Annotated in this window: 16 protein-coding genes, 1 tRNA gene and 2 pseudogenes; 15 read left to right on the top strand and 4 right to left on the bottom strand. The window is 61.4% G+C overall.

Going from position 1 to position 20,154, the window contains the following annotated elements; all coding sequences use genetic code 11:
• Positions 1-74 precede the first annotated feature (74 nt).
• From ACUXV1_RS14660 to ACUXV1_RS14650, 3 genes and pseudogenes are all read left to right on the top strand, one after another.
• Complete coding sequence (locus tag ACUXV1_RS14660; RefSeq protein WP_162787860.1) at positions 75-446, top strand: hypothetical protein; 372 nt, start codon at positions 75-77, stop codon at positions 444-446.
• 217 nt (positions 447-663) lie between these two features.
• A pseudogene (locus ACUXV1_RS14655) lies at positions 664-814 on the top strand (transposase); the annotation flags it as partial.
• Positions 800-1,095 (top strand): annotated as a pseudogene (locus ACUXV1_RS14650) (integrase core domain-containing protein); the annotation flags it as partial. The pseudogenes ACUXV1_RS14655 and ACUXV1_RS14650, both read left to right, overlap by 15 nt.
• 400 nt (positions 1,096-1,495) lie before the next feature.
• Here the strand turns inward: ACUXV1_RS14650 and ACUXV1_RS14645 are convergent.
• Positions 1,496-1,580 (bottom strand) — tRNA-Leu (locus ACUXV1_RS14645).
• A gap of 167 nt (positions 1,581-1,747) precedes the next feature.
• Between ACUXV1_RS14645 and ACUXV1_RS14640 the strand changes: the two genes are divergently transcribed.
• The 3 genes from ACUXV1_RS14640 to ACUXV1_RS14630 all read left to right on the top strand — a co-directional run bounded on the left by ACUXV1_RS14640 (position 1,748) and on the right by ACUXV1_RS14630 (position 5,296).
• Positions 1,748-2,437, top strand: a complete 690-nt coding sequence (locus ACUXV1_RS14640; protein WP_039753556.1) for a Bax inhibitor-1/YccA family protein — start codon at positions 1,748-1,750, stop codon at positions 2,435-2,437.
• Between the two features lie 595 nt (positions 2,438-3,032).
• On the top strand, positions 3,033-4,823 hold the full coding sequence (locus ACUXV1_RS14635) for a S8 family peptidase (RefSeq protein WP_446015717.1): 1,791 nt from the start codon (positions 3,033-3,035) through the stop codon (positions 4,821-4,823).
• 2 nt (positions 4,824-4,825) lie between these two features.
• Positions 4,826-5,296 (top strand): hypothetical protein, encoded by a 471-nt coding sequence (locus ACUXV1_RS14630; protein WP_019100266.1) that lies wholly within the window; start codon positions 4,826-4,828, stop codon positions 5,294-5,296.
• Between the two features lie 58 nt (positions 5,297-5,354).
• Here the strand turns inward: ACUXV1_RS14630 and ACUXV1_RS14625 are convergent, their stop codons facing one another.
• Positions 5,355-6,839 (bottom strand): methyl-accepting chemotaxis protein, encoded by a 1,485-nt coding sequence (locus tag ACUXV1_RS14625; RefSeq protein WP_446015716.1) that lies wholly within the window; start codon positions 6,837-6,839, stop codon positions 5,355-5,357.
• Positions 6,840-7,182: 343 nt separating this feature from the next.
• Positions 7,183-9,276, bottom strand: coding sequence for a phosphate acetyltransferase (pta, locus tag ACUXV1_RS14620; RefSeq protein WP_019100264.1), 2,094 nt, complete (start codon positions 9,274-9,276; stop codon positions 7,183-7,185).
• 671 nt (positions 9,277-9,947) lie between these two features.
• Here pta and ACUXV1_RS14615 point away from each other — a divergent pair.
• From ACUXV1_RS14615 to ACUXV1_RS14585, 7 genes are all read left to right on the top strand, one after another.
• Positions 9,948-11,057, top strand: a complete 1,110-nt coding sequence (locus tag ACUXV1_RS14615; RefSeq protein ID WP_019100263.1) for an aromatic ring-hydroxylating oxygenase subunit alpha — start codon at positions 9,948-9,950, stop codon at positions 11,055-11,057.
• A gap of 213 nt (positions 11,058-11,270) precedes the next feature.
• Positions 11,271-11,798, top strand: a complete 528-nt coding sequence (locus ACUXV1_RS14610) for a hypothetical protein (protein WP_114152326.1) — start codon at positions 11,271-11,273, stop codon at positions 11,796-11,798.
• Between the two features lie 29 nt (positions 11,799-11,827).
• Positions 11,828-12,685 (top strand): DMT family transporter, encoded by an 858-nt coding sequence (locus ACUXV1_RS14605; protein ID WP_446015714.1) that lies wholly within the window; start codon positions 11,828-11,830, stop codon positions 12,683-12,685.
• Between the two features lie 81 nt (positions 12,686-12,766).
• Entirely contained in the window at positions 12,767-13,579 is an 813-nt protein-coding gene (locus ACUXV1_RS14600) for a DMT family transporter (protein WP_052051953.1), read from the top strand.
• 48 nt (positions 13,580-13,627) lie between these two features.
• Entirely contained in the window at positions 13,628-14,143 is a 516-nt protein-coding gene (locus tag ACUXV1_RS14595; protein WP_194427871.1) for a ClbS/DfsB family four-helix bundle protein, read from the top strand.
• Between the two features lie 64 nt (positions 14,144-14,207).
• On the top strand, positions 14,208-14,570 hold the full coding sequence (locus ACUXV1_RS14590) for an STAS/SEC14 domain-containing protein (protein WP_019100258.1): 363 nt from the start codon (positions 14,208-14,210) through the stop codon (positions 14,568-14,570).
• Between the two features lie 109 nt (positions 14,571-14,679).
• Complete coding sequence (locus ACUXV1_RS14585; RefSeq protein WP_446015713.1) at positions 14,680-16,992, top strand: Tex family protein; 2,313 nt, start codon at positions 14,680-14,682, stop codon at positions 16,990-16,992.
• 187 nt (positions 16,993-17,179) lie between these two features.
• On the opposite strand, the gene ACUXV1_RS14580 is transcribed toward ACUXV1_RS14585, so the two are convergent.
• Positions 17,180-17,662: an Lrp/AsnC family transcriptional regulator gene (locus ACUXV1_RS14580; RefSeq protein WP_043590381.1), complete on the bottom strand. Its 483-nt coding sequence runs from the start codon at positions 17,660-17,662 to the stop codon at positions 17,180-17,182.
• 131 nt (positions 17,663-17,793) lie between these two features.
• Between ACUXV1_RS14580 and phhA the strand changes: the two genes are divergently transcribed.
• Positions 17,794-18,687 (top strand): phenylalanine 4-monooxygenase, encoded by an 894-nt coding sequence (gene phhA, locus ACUXV1_RS14575; RefSeq protein WP_114152100.1) that lies wholly within the window; start codon positions 17,794-17,796, stop codon positions 18,685-18,687.
• A 458-nt stretch (positions 18,688-19,145) separates the two neighbouring features.
• Complete coding sequence (locus tag ACUXV1_RS14570) at positions 19,146-20,138, top strand: extracellular solute-binding protein (RefSeq protein WP_039753549.1); 993 nt, start codon at positions 19,146-19,148, stop codon at positions 20,136-20,138.
• Positions 20,139-20,154 lie beyond the last annotated feature (16 nt).

Below are 20,154 nucleotides of genomic sequence, written 5' to 3'. Positions count from 1 at the left end.
GTTGTTTTTGCGTCTTGAAATATCCTCAAATCTTATAAAATCCCATCAGCTTTGCTTGATCGGAGTGCTTTGCCATGAATCCAGAAGAATATGCGTACAAACATCCTTCCTGTATGGGGTTGCTGTCATTTAAGAATTCATTTGCCCAAGTAGTGGCGCAACATGTTTTATCTTTGCCGGATAACGAGCTATCTCAGTTTGAACATTGCGCGAGGCGGCACGGCAAGATATCTGATATGGTTTGTATAGATGAGGTGTCTGTCAGTGATATGTTGGCCTCTCCATTTTATCGCCACCGAGCTGACATTATTGCTTACATTGACAGGAAGCCGGTCTTCTACTACACAGGGGTGGGCATCTATCAATGGAGCGATACCCTTGATAGGGAATGTCTGAGCTACTGGATCAGTTACCCGGAATTGCCTTTGGGTTGGGAGATAAACTAATAAATTTCGGTGAGGTTATTGGAAATGGGAGACTATTGTTTGAGCCTGTTATGTCGGCAATATGTTTTACCTGATAATTTAGCCTGGCCAGGCTCTGTGTACTCGAAGAAAAAAATCTTCACACTTGGCACCGCAGCAATTCAGCGTACGCGACGCCCCCCGGTATTGTGTAGCGCACGGCTTTAGAGTCCAGTCCACCATGACATGGAGATTGGATATGAAGAAACATTTCATTTGAAGAGCTGATCATCGGTTTCCTGCGCGAAGCAGAAGCCGGCATGTCCGCAGCAGAACTGTGCCGCGAGCACGTTTTCCCGGAGGCCAGTGATTACCTCTGGCGCAGCAAGTTTGGAGGCATGCATCTTACGCGTGTCCTCGAGCATTTGGCGCAGACAGGCGACTTGCCTAAAGCGATCAGGACCGATAATGGTCAGAAATTCTGCAGCCGTGCCATGCTCATCTGGGCTTATGCCCGTGGCGTCCTGCTCTTCCTCTCAAGCCCGGCAAGCCCAATCAGAATGCCTGCATCGAATCGTTCAACGGGTGCTTACGGGATGAATGCCTGATCGAACACGGGCTCACCCGCCTGCTCCATGCCAAGGTCGTCATCGAAGCCTGGCGAAGGGAATACAACAATGAAAGACCTAAGAACGTGTTTATGCTCTAGCGAGCAAGAGCTAGACAAGGCGAAAACGGCTGAGGAAAGTGGAATGGTCGAGTGGTACATGAGCATTTCGAAGAGGTTTTTAACGCCGTATCGCCGACGCGCAGCAGACTTTGAACAGGCGCTAAGAAAGTCTTAGATGGTTTGACGCCAGCAGCCTACGCCAAATCACTCGCTGAGAAGTCAGATAAATTAACCCCGGACTCTACGGTTCAGTGCTACTGAGAATGGGGTGGGCGTTGGTAGTCGGCTGAAGAGCCTGTGTGACAGAGTGCGCTGGTATGCTTGAGCATGTCTGCATGGGGCTGTGGCATGCAACTGTAGCAGGTAGTCGGCCTGGAATGGCCTTTGAAATCAGTAAGTTATTGAGGCTTAACAGATTTAATGGTGCGAAAGGAGAGACTCGAACTCTCACGCCTTGCGGCGCTGGAACCTAAATCCAGTGCGTCTACCAATTCCGCCACTTTCGCTTTGATGCCGCTTGCAAATTAGAACAACCGTCCTCATTTGCAAGGGAGTGCAAGAATACCCGAAGCGTTTGCGCGACGCAAGCCGGGCCGCCGGGAAACTTATTGCCACAGCGGCTGTCACTGTCGGTACAATTTGATAAAAATCCCTTTGGAGAAAGGCTTACATTATGCACCCGAACCTTGAGACGGCCTATCAGACGACCGGTATGGCCGAGGTACGCCATAAGGTTCTTCGCAATACTTATGGTTTGCTGGGCTTGTCGATGATTCCCACGGTGATGGGAGCCATCGTCGGCACCAATATGAATTTCGGCTTCCTGGCCGGCAGCCCCATCATCGGCATGCTGGCGATCCTTGCCGTGTTCTACGGCTTGGTGTTCGCCATCGAGAAAAACCGCTACAGCTCGGCTGGCGTGTTTCTGATGCTGGGTTTCACTTTCCTGATGGGCTTGCTGTTGGGGCCCTTGCTGCAACTGGCGTTCAAGTTTTCCAACGGCGGCCAGCTGATTATGACCGCGGGCGCGGCCACCGCGCTGGTGTTCTTCGTGATGGCGGGCATCGCCACCACCACCAAGCGCGATCTGAGCGGCCTGGGCAACTTCCTCACCGTGGGCGCCATCGTGCTGATGGTGGCGGTGGTGGCCAACATCTTCCTGCGCATGCCGGCTTTCCATCTGATGATTTCCGCGGCTTTCGCGCTGTTCAGCTCGCTGATGATTCTGTGGCAGGTCAAGGTGGTGGTGGACGGCGGCGAGGACAGCTACATTTCCGCAGCGTTGTCGATCTACATCAGCATTTACAACCTGTTCACCAGCTTGTTGCAACTGTTGCTGGCTTTTGCCGGAGAACGCGACTAAACCTCGCGTCGGCATCGTCTTCCAATCCAAAACGCCCCGTCCGGGGCGTTTTTTATTTGTTCCTTTTTCTTCTCTTTCTTAGTGCTTCTGTCTGACAAATCCTGACGTTCTTCTCTGGGCCTGGCTGTGTTTATGGGCGACTGGCCGCTGCGCCGTCGGCTACGGTAATTGTTGGATGTTTCATGCTAAGCGGTTGATTTTGACACCATTTTTCTTAGTTTGTTGCTTCTGTTTGTCATATTTGCGAATGGGAATTATTGCATTTTGTATTATGAAGTTTTTATATACGATAAAAATAAATAGGACTTTGGCATTTTCGATTTTGATGGTTCACTGCTTGGGCGGACGCCGCTTGGGCCGGCCGGAGCGCGGTGATGGAGGCCGTCTCGGCGGCCCGGCGCGAGCGCCGACGCAGGTTTGGCGCATGGTGCCCGCATAAGAATGGCTTGGCCTTTCGAAACCGGACGCCGGCGCAGGACCGAGGATTTCGCCGCCGCTGGCAGGCGGGGCGAATGGCCGAGAGCGATGGGGTGGCAGCCCCGGACTCGCGGCAGTTGTTCTCTATCGACAGCAGTTTCGACACTTAGGAGATGCAATGCGTATCCATATCACGGTGGGCGCGGTTTCGCTGGCCCTGGCGTCCTTGGCCGGTCAGGCCGCAACGCCCTTGCAAGCGGGAGATCCGCTGGTGTCCCAGCAATGGTTCCTGCAAAACACAGGGCAGAACGCGTTCTCGCAACGCGGCGGCGTGGCTGGCATCGATCTGAACCTGGCGCTCAGCCATTCGCGCAGCATCCAGGGGCGCGGCGTGACGGTGACCGTCATCGACGACGGCCTGGAGATCCGCCACCCGGACTTGGCGGGCAATGTGGTGCCCGGTTCCAAGAACCTGGCGAACAATAGCGACGATCCGACTCCCAGTTCGGCCACCGACAGCCACGGCACCGCCGTGGCCGGCATTGCCGCCGCGGTGGGCTTCAACAATCTGGGCGGTCGCGGCGTGGCGCCGGCGGCCAGCCTGAACGGTTTTAACTGGTTGAAGGCGCAGACGACCGCCGGTTGGATGCTGTCGCACGGCAAATCGCCGAGCGACGGCGCCGGCCAGTCGTCCACCAGTTCCCGCGTGTTCAACCAGAGCTACGGCAGCTCGGCGATCCGCTCGATTCCGGGCAATCCCGATACTGATATGTCGTTGCGGGTGCGAGACGAAGCGCACGAGGATGTCAGCCTGCGCAGCAACGGCGGCAAGGGCGCGGTGTTCGTCAAGTCGGCGGGCAACGCCTACGTCAGCTTCCAGTCCGGCTCGGACAATGACGGCAAACCCACCTATGTACTGGCGAAGGCCGGCAACGACGGTCTGCCGATCCAGGATTCCAACCTGACCACCGACAACAGCAACTACTGGAACGTGGTGGTGTCGGCGCTGAACGCCGACGGCGTGCGCTCGTCCTACTCCTCGGTAGGCGCCAACGTGCTGCTGACCTCCCCTGGCGGCGAGTACGGCACCGCCAGCCCGGCGATGGTGACCACCGATCTGGTGGGTTGCGACCGCGGCTCCAACTCCACGTTGCGTCCGTCCACCAATCAGTTGCACGGCGGCACCGCGCTGGACCCTAATTGCGATTACCGCGGCACCATGAACGGCACTTCCGCCGCGGCGCCAGCGGCTTCCGGCTCGTTCGCGTTGCTGATGTCGGCTTATCCCAGCCTGAGCGCGCGCGATGTGCGCGATCTGTTGATCAAGTCGGCGCGCAAAGTGGACGCCAATCATGCCGGCGTGACCCTGGCCTTCAAGGACGCCAAGGGCGGCGCGCACAGCTACCAGGCTTTGCCGGGGTGGCAGAACAACGCCGCCGGTCTCGCCTTCCATCCGTTCTACGGCTTTGGCCTGATCGATGTGGACAAGGCGGTGGAACTGGGCCGCAATCACAAGCCGTTGGCGGCGCTGGAGAAGACGCGCTGGCAGACGGTGTCGGTGATGAAGGAGATTCCGGATGCCAGCGAAGCTGGACTGGATAGCGTGTACACCCATGCCGAGGATTTGACGGTGGAAGCCGTGCAGGTGCTGGTGGATGCTAAGCACGGCCGCGCCAACGATCTGGCGGTGGAATTGATTTCGCCGGCAGGCACTCGCTCGGTGCTGCTGTCGCCGCGCACCGGCCTGGTGAACGAGAGCTACGGCCTGAACCAGCAACGCTTGTTGTCCAACCACTTTTACGGCGAATCGGCGCGCGGTCAATGGCGGCTGCGCGTGACCGACACCAACGGCGCCGAGTACTATTACGACTACCGTGACGCTAAGGGCCAGCGCACGCTAAGCCTGCCCAACGCCACCGGCACCCTGCGGTCTTGGTCCATCCGCTTCATCGGCCACAAAGGAGCATAACGATGAAACATTCCCTGATTCTGGCCGGCCTGCTGGCCTTGGCCGCCGGCGCACAGGCCGCCGACGTTCCGTCCTTCAAGCAGAAGCCGGGCGGCCAGCCGCTGGTGATCAACGGCAAGACCTATTACAAGCAAGCGGCTCCGGCCGGCAAGCTGCCGCAGGGCGTCAGCGCCCGCTCGGCGGCGAGCGAGGGCGGTGTGACGCTGAAGCGCGGCGACGTGCTGCGTTCCGAAGGCGAGCTGGCTCCGTCCAGGGTCAGCGGCGTGGTGATGGTGAAGCTGGCTTCGCCGCGAGACGAGGCCGCGGTGGCGCGCGATCATAGCCTGAGCGTTCGTTACCGCACTCAGAGCGTGGTGGTGTTCGACGCGCCGGCCCAGGTCGAGTTGCTGTCCTTGCAACAGCGTCTGTCCGCGGACAAGCGGGTGAAGCAAGTGCAGTTGGAGGTATTCAGCAATAGCGAGTTGCCGCAATAAGGGCGTTCGCGGGCGAGAGCCTGTTCAAAGGACGACGCCGGCCCTGGGCCGGCGTTTTTCATGCCGTGGCGTTTTGCGTCTGAAGATGGCGGGTGTTTTGGCCCAGATCCACCAACAAGCGGTCCAGCCGGGCGATGGCGTCCGCGATGGCCTGGGTTTCGCCGGACAGGCTGCGGGTGGATTCGCCCACCGCGGTGATGTCGTTGGCGAACTGGGCGAAGCCGCGGTTTTGATTGGCTTCCGCCTGCGACATCTGGCTGAGCAAGCTGGCCAGCTCGCCGGTTTCGCCTATGATGCCGGACAGCTTGCGTTGGGCGTCCAGCGAGTTGTCGCGGCCCGCCTGCATCTGCTGATTGCCGTCCCGCATCGCGATGAGCGCCTGGTTGGTGCCGTCGACGATCAGCCGGATTTTCTGTTCTATGTCCAGAGTGGCGTTCTGGGTGCGCTCGGCTAGTTTGCGCACCTCGTCGGCCACCACCGCGAAGCCGCGGCCCAGCTCTCCGGCGCGCGCCGCCTCGATGGCGGCGTTGAGCGCCAGGAGGTTGGTCTGGTCGGCGATGTCGCGGATCAGTTGCACGATGCCGCTGACTTCGGCACTGCGCTCGCCCAGCTGTTCCAGCCGGCTGGAGGCCAGCGCGATCACTTCGCCGGCCTTGCTCAACTGCCTGACCGCCTGGTCCATTGCTTCGCCGCCGCCCAAGGCGGCTTGGCCGGCGGTGTGCGCCAGCTGAGTGGCCGTCACCGATTGCTCGGCGTTCTGGCTGGTGACCACCGCCATTTGTTGGGCGATCACTACCATGTCTTCGGAGCGTTCGCGCTGGCTGGCCATGGTTTCGGCCATATTGCCGGTGCTGCCGGCGATATCGCGGCTGGCGCTGGAAGCGGCCTGGATGGATTCGGTCAACTGAGCCATCAGCTGCCGCATCGCCTGTTGAGCTTGTTCCGCCTCGCGCCGCGCGCCTTCCAGTTTCTCAAAGCTTTTGGCCTTGGCCTTGTCGAAGGCCAGCGCCAGGGCCAGCACCACCAGCGACAAGCCTGCCAGCGATTTGGCCTGCAGCTTGGGAATTTCGGCGTGGGGAATCGGGTTGGCGGGCAGCAGTCCCTGAGCGCTCATCCACAAGAACAGGCCGATGGCGGCCGCGGTCAGCCCCAGCCAGACCATGCCGGAGACACGGGTGGCGACGAAGACGGCGGTGAAGGGAATGGCGGCGAACCAAACGATGCTGGTGGACTGGATGCCGCCGTTGACGTAGACCATCCAGCACACCATCGCGTACATGCAGCTGGTGATGAATTCAGCGCTGAAGCGCACCGCGCCGCTCAGTTTGAGCAGAAGCGGCCCCAGCAGCAGGCCCAGGCCGCCCAGCGCGATGCCGGCGGCCATCGCACGGTGGCCCAGTTGCAGGTATTCGATGGCGAACAGCGGCGCCACCAGGCCGGCCAGCAGGCCGACCCCGACGACGGTGCGGCCGCGGATAGCCTGTTCCGGAGATTGGCGTACGCGGTCCGGGATGAACCATTCCGTGATGGTTTGAATCGACATGGAGTGCCCCTCTGATGCGTTGTAGACGCGGCTGCGGACGCAGCTTGTTGTTGTGCGGCTTTTATGGCGCTCCAATGTAAAACAATTGTTTGAATTAACGCAATGGCATAGCCGGGCAGGGCCGAATAGGAGAGGGGAACTGTTGTGCGTAATGGCGAAACCGCCTGCCGGGAGGCAGGCGGTTGGATAGGGGGCTGGGCTTAGAACGTGTTTACGATCTCGCGAGCTAAGGCGAGACAAGGCGAAAATGGCTGAGAAAGCGGAATGTACGTGTGGTACATGAGCATTTCGAAGCCGTTTTCAACGCCGTATCGCCGACGTGTAGCAGATCGTAAACAGGCTCTTAGATGGACTCGCCTTGCTCCGCCTGCAGCGCGGTCAAGGCGATGGTGTAGACAATGTCGTCCACCAGCGCGCCGCGCGACAGATCGTTGACCGGCTTGCGCAGGCCTTGCAGCATCGGGCCCACCGACACCACATTGGCTGAGCGCTGAACGGCCTTGTAAGTGGTGTTGCCGGTGTTGAGGTCCGGGAATACGAACACGGTGGCGCGGCCGGCCACTTCGCTGTCCGGCGCCTTCTGGCGGCCTACCGATTCCACGCTGGCGGCGTCGTACTGCATCGGGCCGTCTATCATCAGATCCGGGCGCTTTTCCTTGGCGATGCGTGTGGCTTCCCGGACTTTCTCCACGTCCGATCCGCTGCCGGAGGAGCCGGTGGAGTAGGAGATCATCGCCACACGCGGCGGAATGCCGAAAGCGGCGGCGGAGTCCGCCGACTGTATGGCGATGTCGGCCAACTGTTCGGCGTCAGGATCGGGGTTCACCGCGCAGTCGCCGTAGACCAGTACCTGCTCCGGCATCAGCATGAAGAACACGCTGGACACGATGCTGGCGCCCGGCGCGGTCTTGATCAGCTGCAGGGCGGGGCGGATGGTGTTGGCGGTGGTGTGCACCGCGCCGGACACCAGGCCGTCCACTTCGTCCAGCGCCAGCATCATGGTGCCCATCACCACATTGTCTTCCAATTGCTGTTCGGCCATCGGCGCGTTCAGACCTTTGCTCTTGCGCAGCTCCACCATGGGCGGCACATAGCGGCTGCGCACCTCGTTGGGATCAATGATTTCCACCGACTCCGGCAGCGTCACGCCCTGGGCTTCCGCCACTTGCAGGATTTCGGCGCGCTGGCCGATCAGCACGCAGCGGGCGATGCCCTTCTCGTGGCAGATGGCGGCGGCCTGGATGGTGCGCGGCTCGTTGCCTTCCGGCAGCACGATGCGTTTATTGGCCTTGCGCGCCTTTTCCATCAGCTGGTAACGGAAGGCAGGCGGCGGCAGGCGCAGTTCCTGAGGCGTGCCGATGTATTGTTTCAGCGGCGCCACGTTCAGGTGCTCGGCGACGAATTCGATCACGCGCTCCATGCGCTCGCGGTCGTCGGACGGCACTTGCAAGCTCATATTGTTAAGCGCGCTGCTGGTGTCGAAGGTGTTGGATTCGCTGGCCATCACCGGCATGCCGCCGGTGAAGGCCTGCTGGCACAGCAGCATGATGCGCGGGTCCGGCATCGAATCGCAGGTCAGCAACAGCCCGGCCAGCGGCACCCCGTTCATCGCCGCCATCGCGGTGGCCAGCACGATGTCCTCGCGGTCGCCGGGAGTGATGATCAGCGCGCCGGGCTTGAGCAGGTGCACGATATTAGGAACGGTGCGAGCGGTCACCACCATGGTGCGCACGCGGCGGCTGGTCAGTTGGCCGGCGTGCAACAGCCGCGCCTTCAGATGATTGGCCACGTCCAGGGTGCGCGGCGCCAGCAGTTCCGGCTCGTGCGGGATGGCGCCCAGCATCGGCAGCCGCGCCTTTTTCATCAAGCTGCCGCTTTCCAGCACCTCGGTGGCGATGTCCTGAGCGTTCTGGTCCTTGGGCACCCGGTTGAGGATGTAGCCGGCGATCTGGCCGCCCTGGCCGCCGCCAAAGGCCTGAATGCTCATTTCCAGCTGCTCGGCGATCTCGTGGCTGGCCAGGTTGTCGGCCGCGCTGACCAGGATGGTCTGCGCTTGCAGATTGCGCGCGATCTTGGTGTTTAGAAAGGTGGAGAACACCTGTTTCTGGTCCGGTACCAGGCCCTCCACCAGCACCACGTCCACCTGATTGGCCGCCTGTTGATACAGGCTGACCACTTCTTCCATCAATTGATCCACCTGGCCTTTGGACAGCAGGCGTTCCACCCGCTCCATCGGAATCGGCTCCGGCGGATTGAGCCGGCAGATGGCGCGGGCGAAGTGGGTGGAGCGTTCCGGCTCCTTGGGGTCCGCGCCCTGGGCGATGGGTTTGACGAAGCCGACGCGCAGGCCGGCTTGCTCCAGGCTGTGGATGGCGCCCAGCGCCACCGAGGTCAGGCCGGCGTTGAAGCCGATGGGAGCGAGGAAAAAGGTTTGCATGTTTTCAGAGGCTTTCCTGTGACGCGCGGGGGGAATGGGCGCGAACGACGGTCCGGCACCGACCGAGCGGTGTCGCAGGCTGCAGGCGCGTGGCGCGATGAGTCGTAAAATTTGGCATTTAGGCAAAAATCAGCGGTTTTGTCGCCATGGATCCCAAGCTTGCGGCCGCGGCGGCGAGGGTGGGTTCTCGCTGTGGCGGGCACGGCTTTTCAATCGGTATAGCATTGCCGGAAGCTGGCGTCAGCGCTGCCGCGCCACCGGCGAAAGCATGGCTGCGCCTGTATTTACGCGGCAGGCATTGTAACTGGCGGCATATCGGCTACAGTCCAGAAGGGGCCGTGGCTCAAAGCCGGACGGAGGCGATGACGGCGATTATAACATCATGAATTAAGCGACTCTAATATTGCATTGCAGCGTGAATGCTAAATCTTTGATTCCTATCAAAAATATTATTCTAAGTATGATTTGGGTACGGCAAGCTGATGTTTTTACGCCAAAAACCCGCTTCCGGTAGAGAGGAAAGGCTTGCCCCGGTGGGGGGGCGGGGGCATAATCCGCCCCTCTGTTGCAAGGTTCGGCCTTGTTTTTGTTGATTGTTTTTGATAGTCCCGCAAACTCGTTTTAAGCGAGATTCGGCTGGTCTTATATCTTCTACCGGAGGTGTGGGAATAATGTCTGATCTGGCTTCCGCGCAGTTGCTTCAAGCATCTGCTGCCCAGCTACCCGTCTATACCTATTTTGATCCTGCCTATTACGCTCAGGAACAGCGGCTGCTGTTTGGAGACGCGCCCATCTACTATGGCCATGAGCTGATGACGCCCAACGCCGGCGATTATCAGACTCTGGAATGGATGGGGCACGGCAAGATGCTCAAGAATGTGGATGGCCGGATCAAGCTGATCTCCAATGTATGCCGTCACCGCCAGGCCATCATTTATAAGGGCCGCGGCAACGGCAATCATATCGTCTGCAATTTGCATGGCTGGACTTACGACGCCGAAGGCTCTTTGCTGGGCGCGCCGCATTTCCCGGAGACGCCGTGCTTGAACCTGAGCCAGACCGAACTGACGCGTTGGAACGGCCTGTTGTTCGACGCGCGCCGCAATGTGGCGCGCGACCTGGAAAACCTGGGCGTGGCCAAGCACATGAGCTTTGACGGTTACGCCTACCATTCCAGCCATCTGACGGAGTACGCCTTCAACTGGAAGACCTTCATCGAAGTGTATTCCGAGGACTACCACGTCGATCCCTTCCACCCCGGCCTCGGCAATTTCGTCGATTGCGACGATCTGAAGTGGGAGTGGGGCGCGCAATACCATGTACAAACCGTGGGCGTGAAGAACCAGCTGGCCACCTCGGGCTCCCGCGTCTACGGCAAGTGGCACGAGGAAGTCCGCCGCCGCTACGCCGATCAGCAGCCGGAGTTCGGCGCCATTTGGCTGACGTACTACCCCAACATCATGGTGGAGTGGTATCCGCATGTGCTGGTGGTCAGCGTGGTGATGCCGCGCGGGCCGGAGCAGTGCACGGTGTTGACCGAGTTCTACTACCCGGAGGACGTGGTGTGGTTCGAGCCGGAGTTTATCGAGGCGGAGCAGGCGGCCTATTTTGAAACCGCCAAGGAAGACGACGAGATCTGCTACCGGATGCACGAAGGCCGCCGGGCCTTGTGGATGCGCGGCGAGAGCGAGGTGGGGCCTTATCAATCGCCCACCGAAGAAGGCATGCTGCACTTCCACGAGTTCTACCGACGCAAGATGGGCGAGGCGCTGACTGGTTAAGCGACGGCTTGCGGTGTCATAATGCAAAGGCGCGGACTTGTCCGCGCCTTTTTTACGAGCCTGTTCAAAGTTTGCCGCGCGTTGGAAGGCGTCACGCGGGAGGACCGCTGCAGAATGCTCATGTACCGTCAGCACATGCCGCTGCTTCCGCCGTTTTCGTCTTGTCTCGCTCGCCGGATTGTGAGCAGGCTCTTATCTGGTTTGCCCGATTCCATGCTCAAAACGCTTTTCCGCTGTTTGCCCTTGTCGCTGGCCTTGCTGGCTCCGTTGGCCCAGGCCGCTGTCTACACCGATGCCGTGAGCCGCGTGCGTTTCACTGTGCCGCCGGGCTGGAAGGTTCGTCCCAGCGTGGTGGACGGTCAACGCGTGCTGCGGGTGGTGCCGCCCAAAGCCGATCAGCGCGAGCGCGCCGCCATCGATGTGCAGGTGTTCTCGCGCAAGCCGGGGCGCGGCGACACCCTGGCCCGGCTGGCGCAAAAATACCGCCGGGAGGACGATAATCGCGAAGCCGCCAATTTCGCCCGCGTCAACAGCCGCAGCGGCCGGCTGGTGACCGAATACCGCGACGGCCGCTTCGTTTCCAATCGGCTGTGGATTGTCCGCCACAACCTGCATGTGTTTCAGTTGGGGGACAAAAAGCGCATGGCCGAGGCGCGCTGCGCCGCCAACGCTTCTGAATTCAAAACCTATCGTCGGCAGATGGAGGCCATCTGCCTGTCGCTTGAATTGTTGAAGCGATGACGCCGGCGTTGAGCGACGGCGCACGGGCCATGGGACGGCGCTTGCGCCAAGGCCGGCTGGGTTCCGGCTGGATGGTGGTGGCGGCGCTGTGTTTCGCGCTGATGAGCATGTTCGTCAAGCTGGGCGCCGACGCCTTCGCTTCCACTGAGCTGCTGTTCTGGCGCACCGCCATCGGCGCGCTGGCTTTGGGCGCTGCGATGGCCTGGAAGCGCCAGTCGCCGTGGACGCCGCATTGGCGCGGGCACGTCAAGCGCAGCTTCGTGGGCTACGCGTCCATGGTGGCGCTGTTCTATGCGCTGACCCGGCTGCCCTTGTCCACGGCGGTCACGTTGAACTACACCTCCTCGCTGTTCTTCGCCTTGCTGTGTGTGATCAAGTTGAAAGACCGGCTGACGCCGCGCACCGGGCTGGCCCTGTTGCTGGGCTTCGTCGGCATCGTTATCCTGCTGCGCCCCACTTTCAGCTCAGAGCAGTGGCTGGCCGGCTTGATTGGTCTGATGTCCGGCGTCAGCGCCGGCTTCGCGGTGTTTCAGGTGCGCGAGTTGGGGCAGATGGGGGAGCCGTCCTGGAAGGTGGTGTTCTGGTTTTTCGCCATTTCCAGCGTGTTTGGCGGCATCTGGCTGGCTTTGGGGCCGGGTTTCAGCGCGGTGACGGCGGACAATGTCTTGCCGCTGCTTGGTGTTGGCGTGTGCGGCATGTTGGGACAATTGGCGATGACCCGCGCTTACAAGGACGGACGCAAATATCTGGTGGCCAGCTTTGGCTATCTGACGGTGCTGTTTTCCGCGCTGCTGGGCGTGGTGTTGTGGGGCGATCCGCTGAGCGCCTGGTCGCTGGCGGCGATGGTGTTGATAGTGGGCTCCGGCCTGATGGCGGCCTTGCGTTGAAGCAGAGCTTGGGGGGTCAACAAGAATGAATAAGGATAATGTGGTTTGACTAGTGGAAAGTGGCGCCTGGGTTCGGGCTGGATGGTGGTGGCGGCGGTGTTTTTCGGCCTGATGGGGGTGTTCGTCAAGCTGGGCGCCGAATATTTCTCCTCCACCGAGCTGGTGTTCTGGCGCACTCTTGTGGGCGCAGTCACGCTGGGCGCGGCGGCCTTGTGGCGGCGCGAGCGTTTCTCCACCCCCTTGCTGCGCTATCACGTGCAGCGCGGCCTGATCGGCTACGCTTCCTTATTGCTGTATTTCTACGCCATCGCTCATTTGCCCTTGTCCACGGCGGTGACGCTCAACTACACCTCGCCGATGTTCCTGGCGCTGCTGTCGGTGGCGCTGTTGCGCGAGCGCCTGCCCAAGCAGGCGCTGGCCGGCCTGGCGCTGGGCTTTGTCGGCGTGGTGCTGTTGCTGCGGCCCACCTTGTCCAGCGAGGCCTGGGTGGCCGGTTTGCTTGGCGTCGGCTCCGGCCTGCTGGCCGGCTGGTCCTATCTGCATGTGCGGGAGCTGGGCCGCCAGGGCGAGCCGGAATGGAAGGTCGTGTTCTATTTCGCGCTGATTTCCACGCTGGGCGGCCTGCTGTTGATGCTGTTTGAAACCTGGCATCCGGTGACGCTGGAGAACGCGTGGCTGCTGCTGGGCTTGGGCGCCACCGCCACCATCGCCCAATTGGCGATGACCCGCGCCTACAAGGTGGGGCGCAAGCTCTTGGCCGCCAATCTGTCTTACCTGACCGTGGTGTTTTCCACCTTGCTGGGCGTCGGCTTGTGGGGCGACCCGCTCAGCGCCGCCGGCCTGGCGGCGATGGGTTTGATCATCGTCAGCGGCATGTTGGCCAGCCGGCGTTAAGCTGCCACCATGGTCCGGCGTTTGACCGGACGCGGCGAGGGAACGGCGATGACGGTGCCTGCGGGCAAGGCCGCCTTGTTGGAGGCGATGAGGGACGAATACCGGCGCTTGAGCGCGGTGCTGGCGCGGGTGCCGCCGGAGCGCGCTTTCGCTCAGGAAATGGATGGGCACGCCAAGGGCAGCCGCATGAGCGCCGCGGACCTGATGGCCTATCTGCTGGGCTGGCAGGCGCTGGTGTTGAAGTGGCATCGATTGGAGCGGGACGGCTTGCCTATGGACTTTCCCGACACCGGCTACCGTTGGAATCAGTTGGGCTTGTTGGCGCGGAAGTTCTACCGCGATTACGGGGATGTCGACGACTGGGCGCGGCTGTGCGCGATGCTGGACGATAGCCAGCGTCAGGTAGAGGCGTTGGTGGAGAGCTATTCCGACGAGGCGCTTTACGGCGGCCCCTGGTACGACAAATGGACGCGCGGGAGGATGATTCAGTTCAATACCGCCTCGCCCTGCCGCAATGCCCGCGGGCGGCTAGCCGCCTGGCTCAAGACGCTGCCGGCCGGCTGAAAAAGCTTGCCGCGCCAGTGCGGCCAAGCCTTAAAATGAAAGCGACACCGCAAAGGAGAAGGACATGATCTCGATACGCGAACAACACTACGGCCTGGACGTGGCGCTGTACAACGAATTCACGCTGGCGGACTTCAAGCTGCTGGAGGAGGCCCTGCTCAAGCGCCAGTCCGAGCGTGCCAAGCCCGATCTGCTGCTGGACCTGACCGAGCTGAAGGACTTCACGCTGGACATGGCGCTGGAAGAGGTCAAATTCATGCGCGCCCATGAAAATCACGTCGGCCGCGTGGCGCTGGTGGTCAGCGATGTCTGGATCAAGCTGGCCGCCCACATCGCCGGGCTGCTGTCCAATACCCGCACTCAGTATTTCGATACCGCGGAAGAGGCCCAGGCCTGGCTGGAAAGCCCGGTGGCGGCGGGCACCTGACTTGTCCGGCGGCGCTGATTTCGGGACGTCCGACGCGGCGTCCCGGTTGATTTTGTCGGCGATGGCGGTACAGTAGCGGTTTTTGTTCAACTCGAAAGAATAAAAACCGATGTTGAAAAGCATTTCCAGCCGCCTGGCGGCCGAACTTTCCGTCCGCGAGGCGCAAGTCGCCGCCACCATCGACCTGATAGACGGCGGCGCCACCGTTCCCTTCATCGCCCGCTACCGCAAGGAAGCCACCGGCGGCCTGGACGACACCCAGCTGCGCACGCTGGCCGAGCGCTTGGTCTATCTGCGCGAGCTGGACGAGCGCCGCGTCAGCATCCTCGGCAGCATCTCCGAGCAAGGCAAACTGAGCCCCGAACTGGAAGCCGCGCTCTATGCCGCGGACAACAAGACCGCGCTGGAAGACCTTTACCTCCCCTACAAACCCAAGCGCCGCACCAAGGCGCAGATCGCGCGCGAAGCCGGGCTGGAGCCCTTGGCCGACGGTCTGTTGACCGATCCTAGCCAGGACCCCAACGTCGCCGCGGCCGCCTATGTCAACGCCGAGGCCGGCGTGGCCGACGCCAAGGCGGCGCTGGACGGCGCGCGCGCCATCCTGATCGAGCGCTTCGCCGAAGACGCTGAGCTCTTGGGCCAACTGCGCGAAAAGCTGTGGAACGAGGGCGAGCTGGTTGGCCAGGTCGTGGCTGGCAAGGAGAACGAGGGCGCCAAGTTTTCCGATTATTTCGAACACCGCGAAGCCATCCGCGCCACGCCCTCGCACCGCGCGCTGGCGTTATTGCGCGGCCGCAACGAGGGCGTGCTGAGTCTGGCGCTGAAATACCAGCCGGACGAAACCCCGATCACCGAACGCTCCGCCTACGAGCAACTGATCGCCGCGCGCTTCGGCGTGCGCGACGCCGGCCGTCCGGCCGACAAATGGCTGCTGGACACCGTGCGCTTGTGCTGGCGCGCCAAGATTTTCCTGTCGCTGGAGCTGGAACTGGTGTCGCGGCTCAAGGACGCCGCCGACGCCGAGGCGATCAAGGTGTTCGCGGACAATCTGCATGACCTCTTGCTGGCGGCCCCGGCCGGCCAGCGCGCCACCTTGGGCCTGGACCCGGGCCTGCGCACCGGCTGCAAGGTGGCGGTGGTGGACGGCACCGGCAAGCTGCTGGACACCGCCACCATTTATCCGCACGAGCCGCGCCGCGATTGGGACCGTTCGCTGGCGGTGCTGGGCGCCTTGTGCGCGCGTCATCGCGTGGATCTGATCGCCATCGGCAACGGCACCGCCAGCCGGGAAACCGACAAGCTGGCGCAGGAGCTGATCCGCGCCTATCCGCAATTGGGCATGACCAAGATCGTGGTGTCCGAAGCCGGCGCTTCGGTATATTCGGCGTCGGAACTGGCGGCGCGAGAATTCCCGGACCTGGACGTGTCACTGCGCGGCGCGGTGTCCATTGCCCGCCGTTTGCAGGACCCGCTGGCCGAACTGGTGAAGATCGATCCCAAGTCCATCGGCGTTGGCCAGTACCAGCACGACGTCAACCAGAGTCAATTGGCGCGCGCCTTGGACGCTGTGGTGGAGGATTGCGTCAACGCCGTCGGCGTGGACGTCAACACCGCCTCTGTGCCGCTGCTGACCCGCATCTCCGGCCTCAACGCCACACTGGCGGCCAATATCGTGTCCTACCGCGATCAGAACGGCGCCTTCCGCAGCCGCAAGCAATTGCTGAAAGTGCCGCGGCTGGGCGACAAAACCTTCGAACAGGCGGCCGGCTTCCTGCGCATCCGTGATGGCGATAACCCGCTGGACGGCTCCGCCGTGCATCCGGAAGCCTATCCGGTGGTGGAGCAGATTGTGCTCAAAACCGGCCGCGAGATGAAATCGCTGCTGGGCGATTCCGGCTTCCTCAAAACCGTGAAGGCGGTGGACTACACCGACGAACGCTTCGGCCTGCCCACGGTGATGGACATCCTGCGCGAGCTGGACAAGCCGGGCCGCGACCCGCGTCCGGAGTTCAAGACCGCCACCTTCCAGGACGGCGTCGAGGACATCAAGGACCTGCAGCCGGGCATGGTGTTGGAGGGCGTGGTCACCAATGTCGCCAACTTCGGCGCTTTCGTCGATATCGGCGTGCATCAGGATGGACTGGTTCACATCTCGGCCTTGTCCAACAAGTTCGTCGACGACCCGCGCAAGGTGGTCAAGGCCGGCGATGTGGTCAAGGTCAAGGTGATGGAGGTGGACGCGGCGCGCAAGCGCATCGCGCTGACCATGCGCTTGGACGACACGCCGGGCGCCGGCAATAGCCGCGGCCCGCGCAACGACGGCCCGCGCGCGCAGGACCGGCGCGGCGGCGATCGCCAGCGCGGCCAGCAACCGGCCGGCGATACCGCGATGGCGGCGGCGTTCGCCAAGCTCAAGCGCTGAGGCGGTTTTAAGGGCCTATTCAAAGTCTCGCGAGCTAGAGCGAGACAAGGCGAAAACAGCTGAGAAAGCGGAATGGTCAAGCGGTACATGAGCATTTCGAATGCGGTACTCACCGTGCCAAGTTTCACGAAGCGCGGCAGACTTTGAACAAGTTCTAGAAGAACGGCGGGGGATTCCCCGCCGTTCTTCATTCCGGCACCGACGAGAGCGGCAGCTTCATCGTCTGCTTGATCGCGTTCAAGGCGATGGTGGATTTGACGCTGCGCACCAGCGACAGCCGCATCAGGCGGTTCATCACGAAGGTGGACAGCGAGGGCAGGTCCGGCACCACGATGCGTAGCAGGTAGTCCGCCTCGCCGGCGGCGGCGTAGCATTCCAGCACCTCCGGCAGTTCGTTGATGGCCTGGGCGAACTCCTGCAAGGCGCTTTCGCTGTGGCGCTCCAGGCTGACGTGGGCGAAAGCCATCACGGACAAGCCGACCTGTTCCGGCTTCAAGGCCACCTGATAACCCTGAATCACGCCGTTTTCCTCCATGCGCTGGATGCGGCGGCCGATCTGGGACGCGGACAAGGCCACTTGCTGGGCCAGCTTTTGATGGGTGACGCGGGCGTCGTGTTGCAGCGCTTCCAGAATCTGGTAATCGAAGCGGTCTAATTCAATTTTGCGCATAGTGAGCGTTTCATGGCGGTTATATGCGGCAAGTGTGCAAAAAAAATCGCATGCAGGCAAATTTTGCGGTCTTCCCGCATGGCTCCGGGCCTAAACTAGAGTTATCCACCTAAATATCCGGACCCACCGCCATGAACGACCGAGCCGATTTCGTCGTGCCCGACATCACCACTCGCAAGAATGTCGGACTCAGCCACGACAGCGCGGATTTCACCCTGCCGCAACCGCTGGAGCGCTACACCGCCGCCGACCACGCCACCTGGGCCACGCTGTACCGCCGCCAGAGCGAGATGCTGCCGGGCCGCGCCTGCGACGAATTCCTGGAAGGTCTGGAGCGCCTGGGCGTGGACGCGGACCGGGTGCCGGATTTCGCCAAGCTGAACGAAAAACTGATGGCGGCCACCGGTTGGAAAATAGTGGCGGTGCCCGGACTGATTCCGGACGACGTGTTTTTCGAGCACCTGGCCAACCGACGTTTCCCGGTGACCTGGTGGCTGCGCGAGCCGCACCAGTTGGACTACCTGCAAGAACCCGATGTGTTTCATGACTTGTTCGGCCATGTGCCGCTATTGATCAACCCGGTGTTCGCCGACTACCTGGAGGCTTACGGCAAGGGCGGCATGAAGGCCAAGGCGCTGGGCGCTTTGCCGATGCTGGCGCGCTTGTACTGGTACACGGTGGAGTTCGGCCTGATCAACACGCCCAAGGGCATGCGGATCTACGGCGCCGGCATTGTGTCCAGCAAGGGAGAGTCGGTGTACTGCCTGGACAGCGCCAGCCCCAACCGCGTCGGCTTCGATCTGGAACGCATCATGCGCACCCGCTATCGCATCGACACTTTCCAGAAAACCTATTTCGTCATCGACAGCTTCCAGCAGTTGTTCGACGCCACCGCGCCGGACTTCGCGCCTATCTACGCGCGGCTGGCGGCGGAGCCGACGCTGGGCGCCGGCGACGTGGCGCCGGAAGACAAGGTGTTCAATATCGGCGACCGCAGCGGCTGGGGCGATTCCGAAGATGTGTGAGGCCCGGGCGCGATAGCGCCGGGATGCAGCAAGAAGACCCGCCGCGGCGGGTTTTCTTATTTGTTTTGATTAAAACTAAGATGCGAGTGTTTACTAGATTGATAAGCATTCTCATTTTTGTTAGAGTCCGTTTACGATCTTGCGAGCTAGAGCGAGACAAGGCGAAAACGGCTGAGAAAGCGGAATGTACACACGGTACATGAGCATTTCGAAGGCGCACTCACCGTGTAACGCGCCACGCAGCGCAGCAGATCGTAAACAGGCTCTTAGAGCCTGTTCAAAGTCTCGCGAGCAAGGGCGAGACAAGGCGAAAACGAGCGAAAAAGCGGAATGTACGAGTGGTACATGAGCATTTTGAGCTCGTTTTCAACGCCGTATCGCTGAAGCGCAGCAGACTTTGAACAGGTTCTTAGATTGAGGCTCTGATTCCTATCGCTCAACCCAACAGGGGACACACCTTGAAAACGCACTTGATGCTTGCCGCCGTTCTGGCGGGGTTCGCCGGTCACGCCGTGGCGGAAGATGTAGTGGTTTACAGCGCTCGCGCCGAGCAGCTGCTCAAGCCCATCATCGAGGTTTACAAGAAGGAAACCGGCGTCAACATCAAGCTGGTGTCGGACAAGGAAGGCCCGCTGATGGAGCGCCTGCGCGCTGAGGGCAGCAACAGCCCGGCGGATCTGCTGTTGACCGTGGACGCCGGCAATCTGTGGCAGGCCTCCAAGATGGGGTTGTTCAAGCCGGTGAAGTCGCCGCTGCTGGACGCCAACATCCCGTCCTATCTGCGGGACCCCGGCCATGAATGGTACGGCCTGTCCATCCGCGCGCGCACCATTTTCTACAACACCCAGAAAGTGAAGCCGGGCCAGCTGTCCAGCTACGCCGACCTGGCCGATCCCAAGTGGAAGGGCAAGCTGTGTCTGCGCACGTCCAAGAAGGTCTACAATCAGTCGCTGGTGGCGATGATGCTGTCCGATCTGGGCCCGGTGAAGACGGAGAAAGTGGTCAAGGGCTGGGTGGATAATCTGGCCACTCGCGAATTCCCGGACGACACCAAGATGCTGGAAGCCATTGCCGCCGGCCAGTGCGAAGTGGGCATCGCCAACACCTATTACTACGGCCGCCTGATGGAAAAATCGCCGAATCTGCCGGTGGGCATCTTCTGGGCCGACCAGGCGGGCAAGGGCACCCATGTGAACATTTCCGGCGCCGGCGTGGTCAAGCACGCCAAGAACGAAAAGGGCGCGTTGAAGTTCCTGGAATGGCTGTCCAGCGCCAAGGCGCAGAATATGTTCGCCGATGTGAACATGGAATTCCCGGTCAACCCCAAGGTCAAGCCTGACGCGCGCGTCGCCGCCTGGGGCGATTTCAAGCACAGCTACATCAATGTCGCCAACGCCGGATCGCGCCAGGCGGAGGCGGTGAAGTTGATGGACCGCGTCGGTTATAAATAAACTTTGACGGGCCGAC

It is taken from the genome of Chromobacterium sp. W521, from assembly GCF_052805975.1.
The sequence above is the reverse complement of the archived record's forward strand: the minus strand, read 5'-3'. Positions and strand labels throughout refer to the sequence as shown.

What these genes read in the sequence shown, in the direction of transcription:
- ACUXV1_RS14660 (WP_162787860.1), top strand. Translation starts at nt 75, where the DNA reads ATGAATCCAGAAGAATATGCGTACAAACATCCTTCCTGTATGGGGTTG.
- ACUXV1_RS14640 (WP_039753556.1), top strand. Translation starts at nt 1,748, where the DNA reads ATGCACCCGAACCTTGAGACGGCCTATCAGACGACCGGTATGGCCGAG.
- ACUXV1_RS14635 (WP_446015717.1), top strand. Translation starts at nt 3,033, where the DNA reads ATGCGTATCCATATCACGGTGGGCGCGGTTTCGCTGGCCCTGGCGTCC.
- ACUXV1_RS14630 (WP_019100266.1), top strand. Translation starts at nt 4,826, where the DNA reads ATGAAACATTCCCTGATTCTGGCCGGCCTGCTGGCCTTGGCCGCCGGC.
- ACUXV1_RS14625 (WP_446015716.1), bottom strand. Translation starts at nt 6,839, where the DNA reads ATGTCGATTCAAACCATCACGGAATGGTTCATCCCGGACCGCGTACGC.
- pta (WP_019100264.1), bottom strand. Translation starts at nt 9,276, where the DNA reads ATGCAAACCTTTTTCCTCGCTCCCATCGGCTTCAACGCCGGCCTGACC.
- ACUXV1_RS14615 (WP_019100263.1), top strand. Translation starts at nt 9,948, where the DNA reads ATGTCTGATCTGGCTTCCGCGCAGTTGCTTCAAGCATCTGCTGCCCAG.
- ACUXV1_RS14610 (WP_114152326.1), top strand. Translation starts at nt 11,271, where the DNA reads ATGCTCAAAACGCTTTTCCGCTGTTTGCCCTTGTCGCTGGCCTTGCTG.
- ACUXV1_RS14605 (WP_446015714.1), top strand. Translation starts at nt 11,828, where the DNA reads ATGGGACGGCGCTTGCGCCAAGGCCGGCTGGGTTCCGGCTGGATGGTG.
- ACUXV1_RS14600 (WP_052051953.1), top strand. Translation starts at nt 12,767, where the DNA reads ATGGTGGTGGCGGCGGTGTTTTTCGGCCTGATGGGGGTGTTCGTCAAG.
- ACUXV1_RS14595 (WP_194427871.1), top strand. Translation starts at nt 13,628, where the DNA reads ATGACGGTGCCTGCGGGCAAGGCCGCCTTGTTGGAGGCGATGAGGGAC.
- ACUXV1_RS14590 (WP_019100258.1), top strand. Translation starts at nt 14,208, where the DNA reads ATGATCTCGATACGCGAACAACACTACGGCCTGGACGTGGCGCTGTAC.
- ACUXV1_RS14585 (WP_446015713.1), top strand. Translation starts at nt 14,680, where the DNA reads ATGTTGAAAAGCATTTCCAGCCGCCTGGCGGCCGAACTTTCCGTCCGC.
- ACUXV1_RS14580 (WP_043590381.1), bottom strand. Translation starts at nt 17,662, where the DNA reads ATGCGCAAAATTGAATTAGACCGCTTCGATTACCAGATTCTGGAAGCG.
- phhA (WP_114152100.1), top strand. Translation starts at nt 17,794, where the DNA reads ATGAACGACCGAGCCGATTTCGTCGTGCCCGACATCACCACTCGCAAG.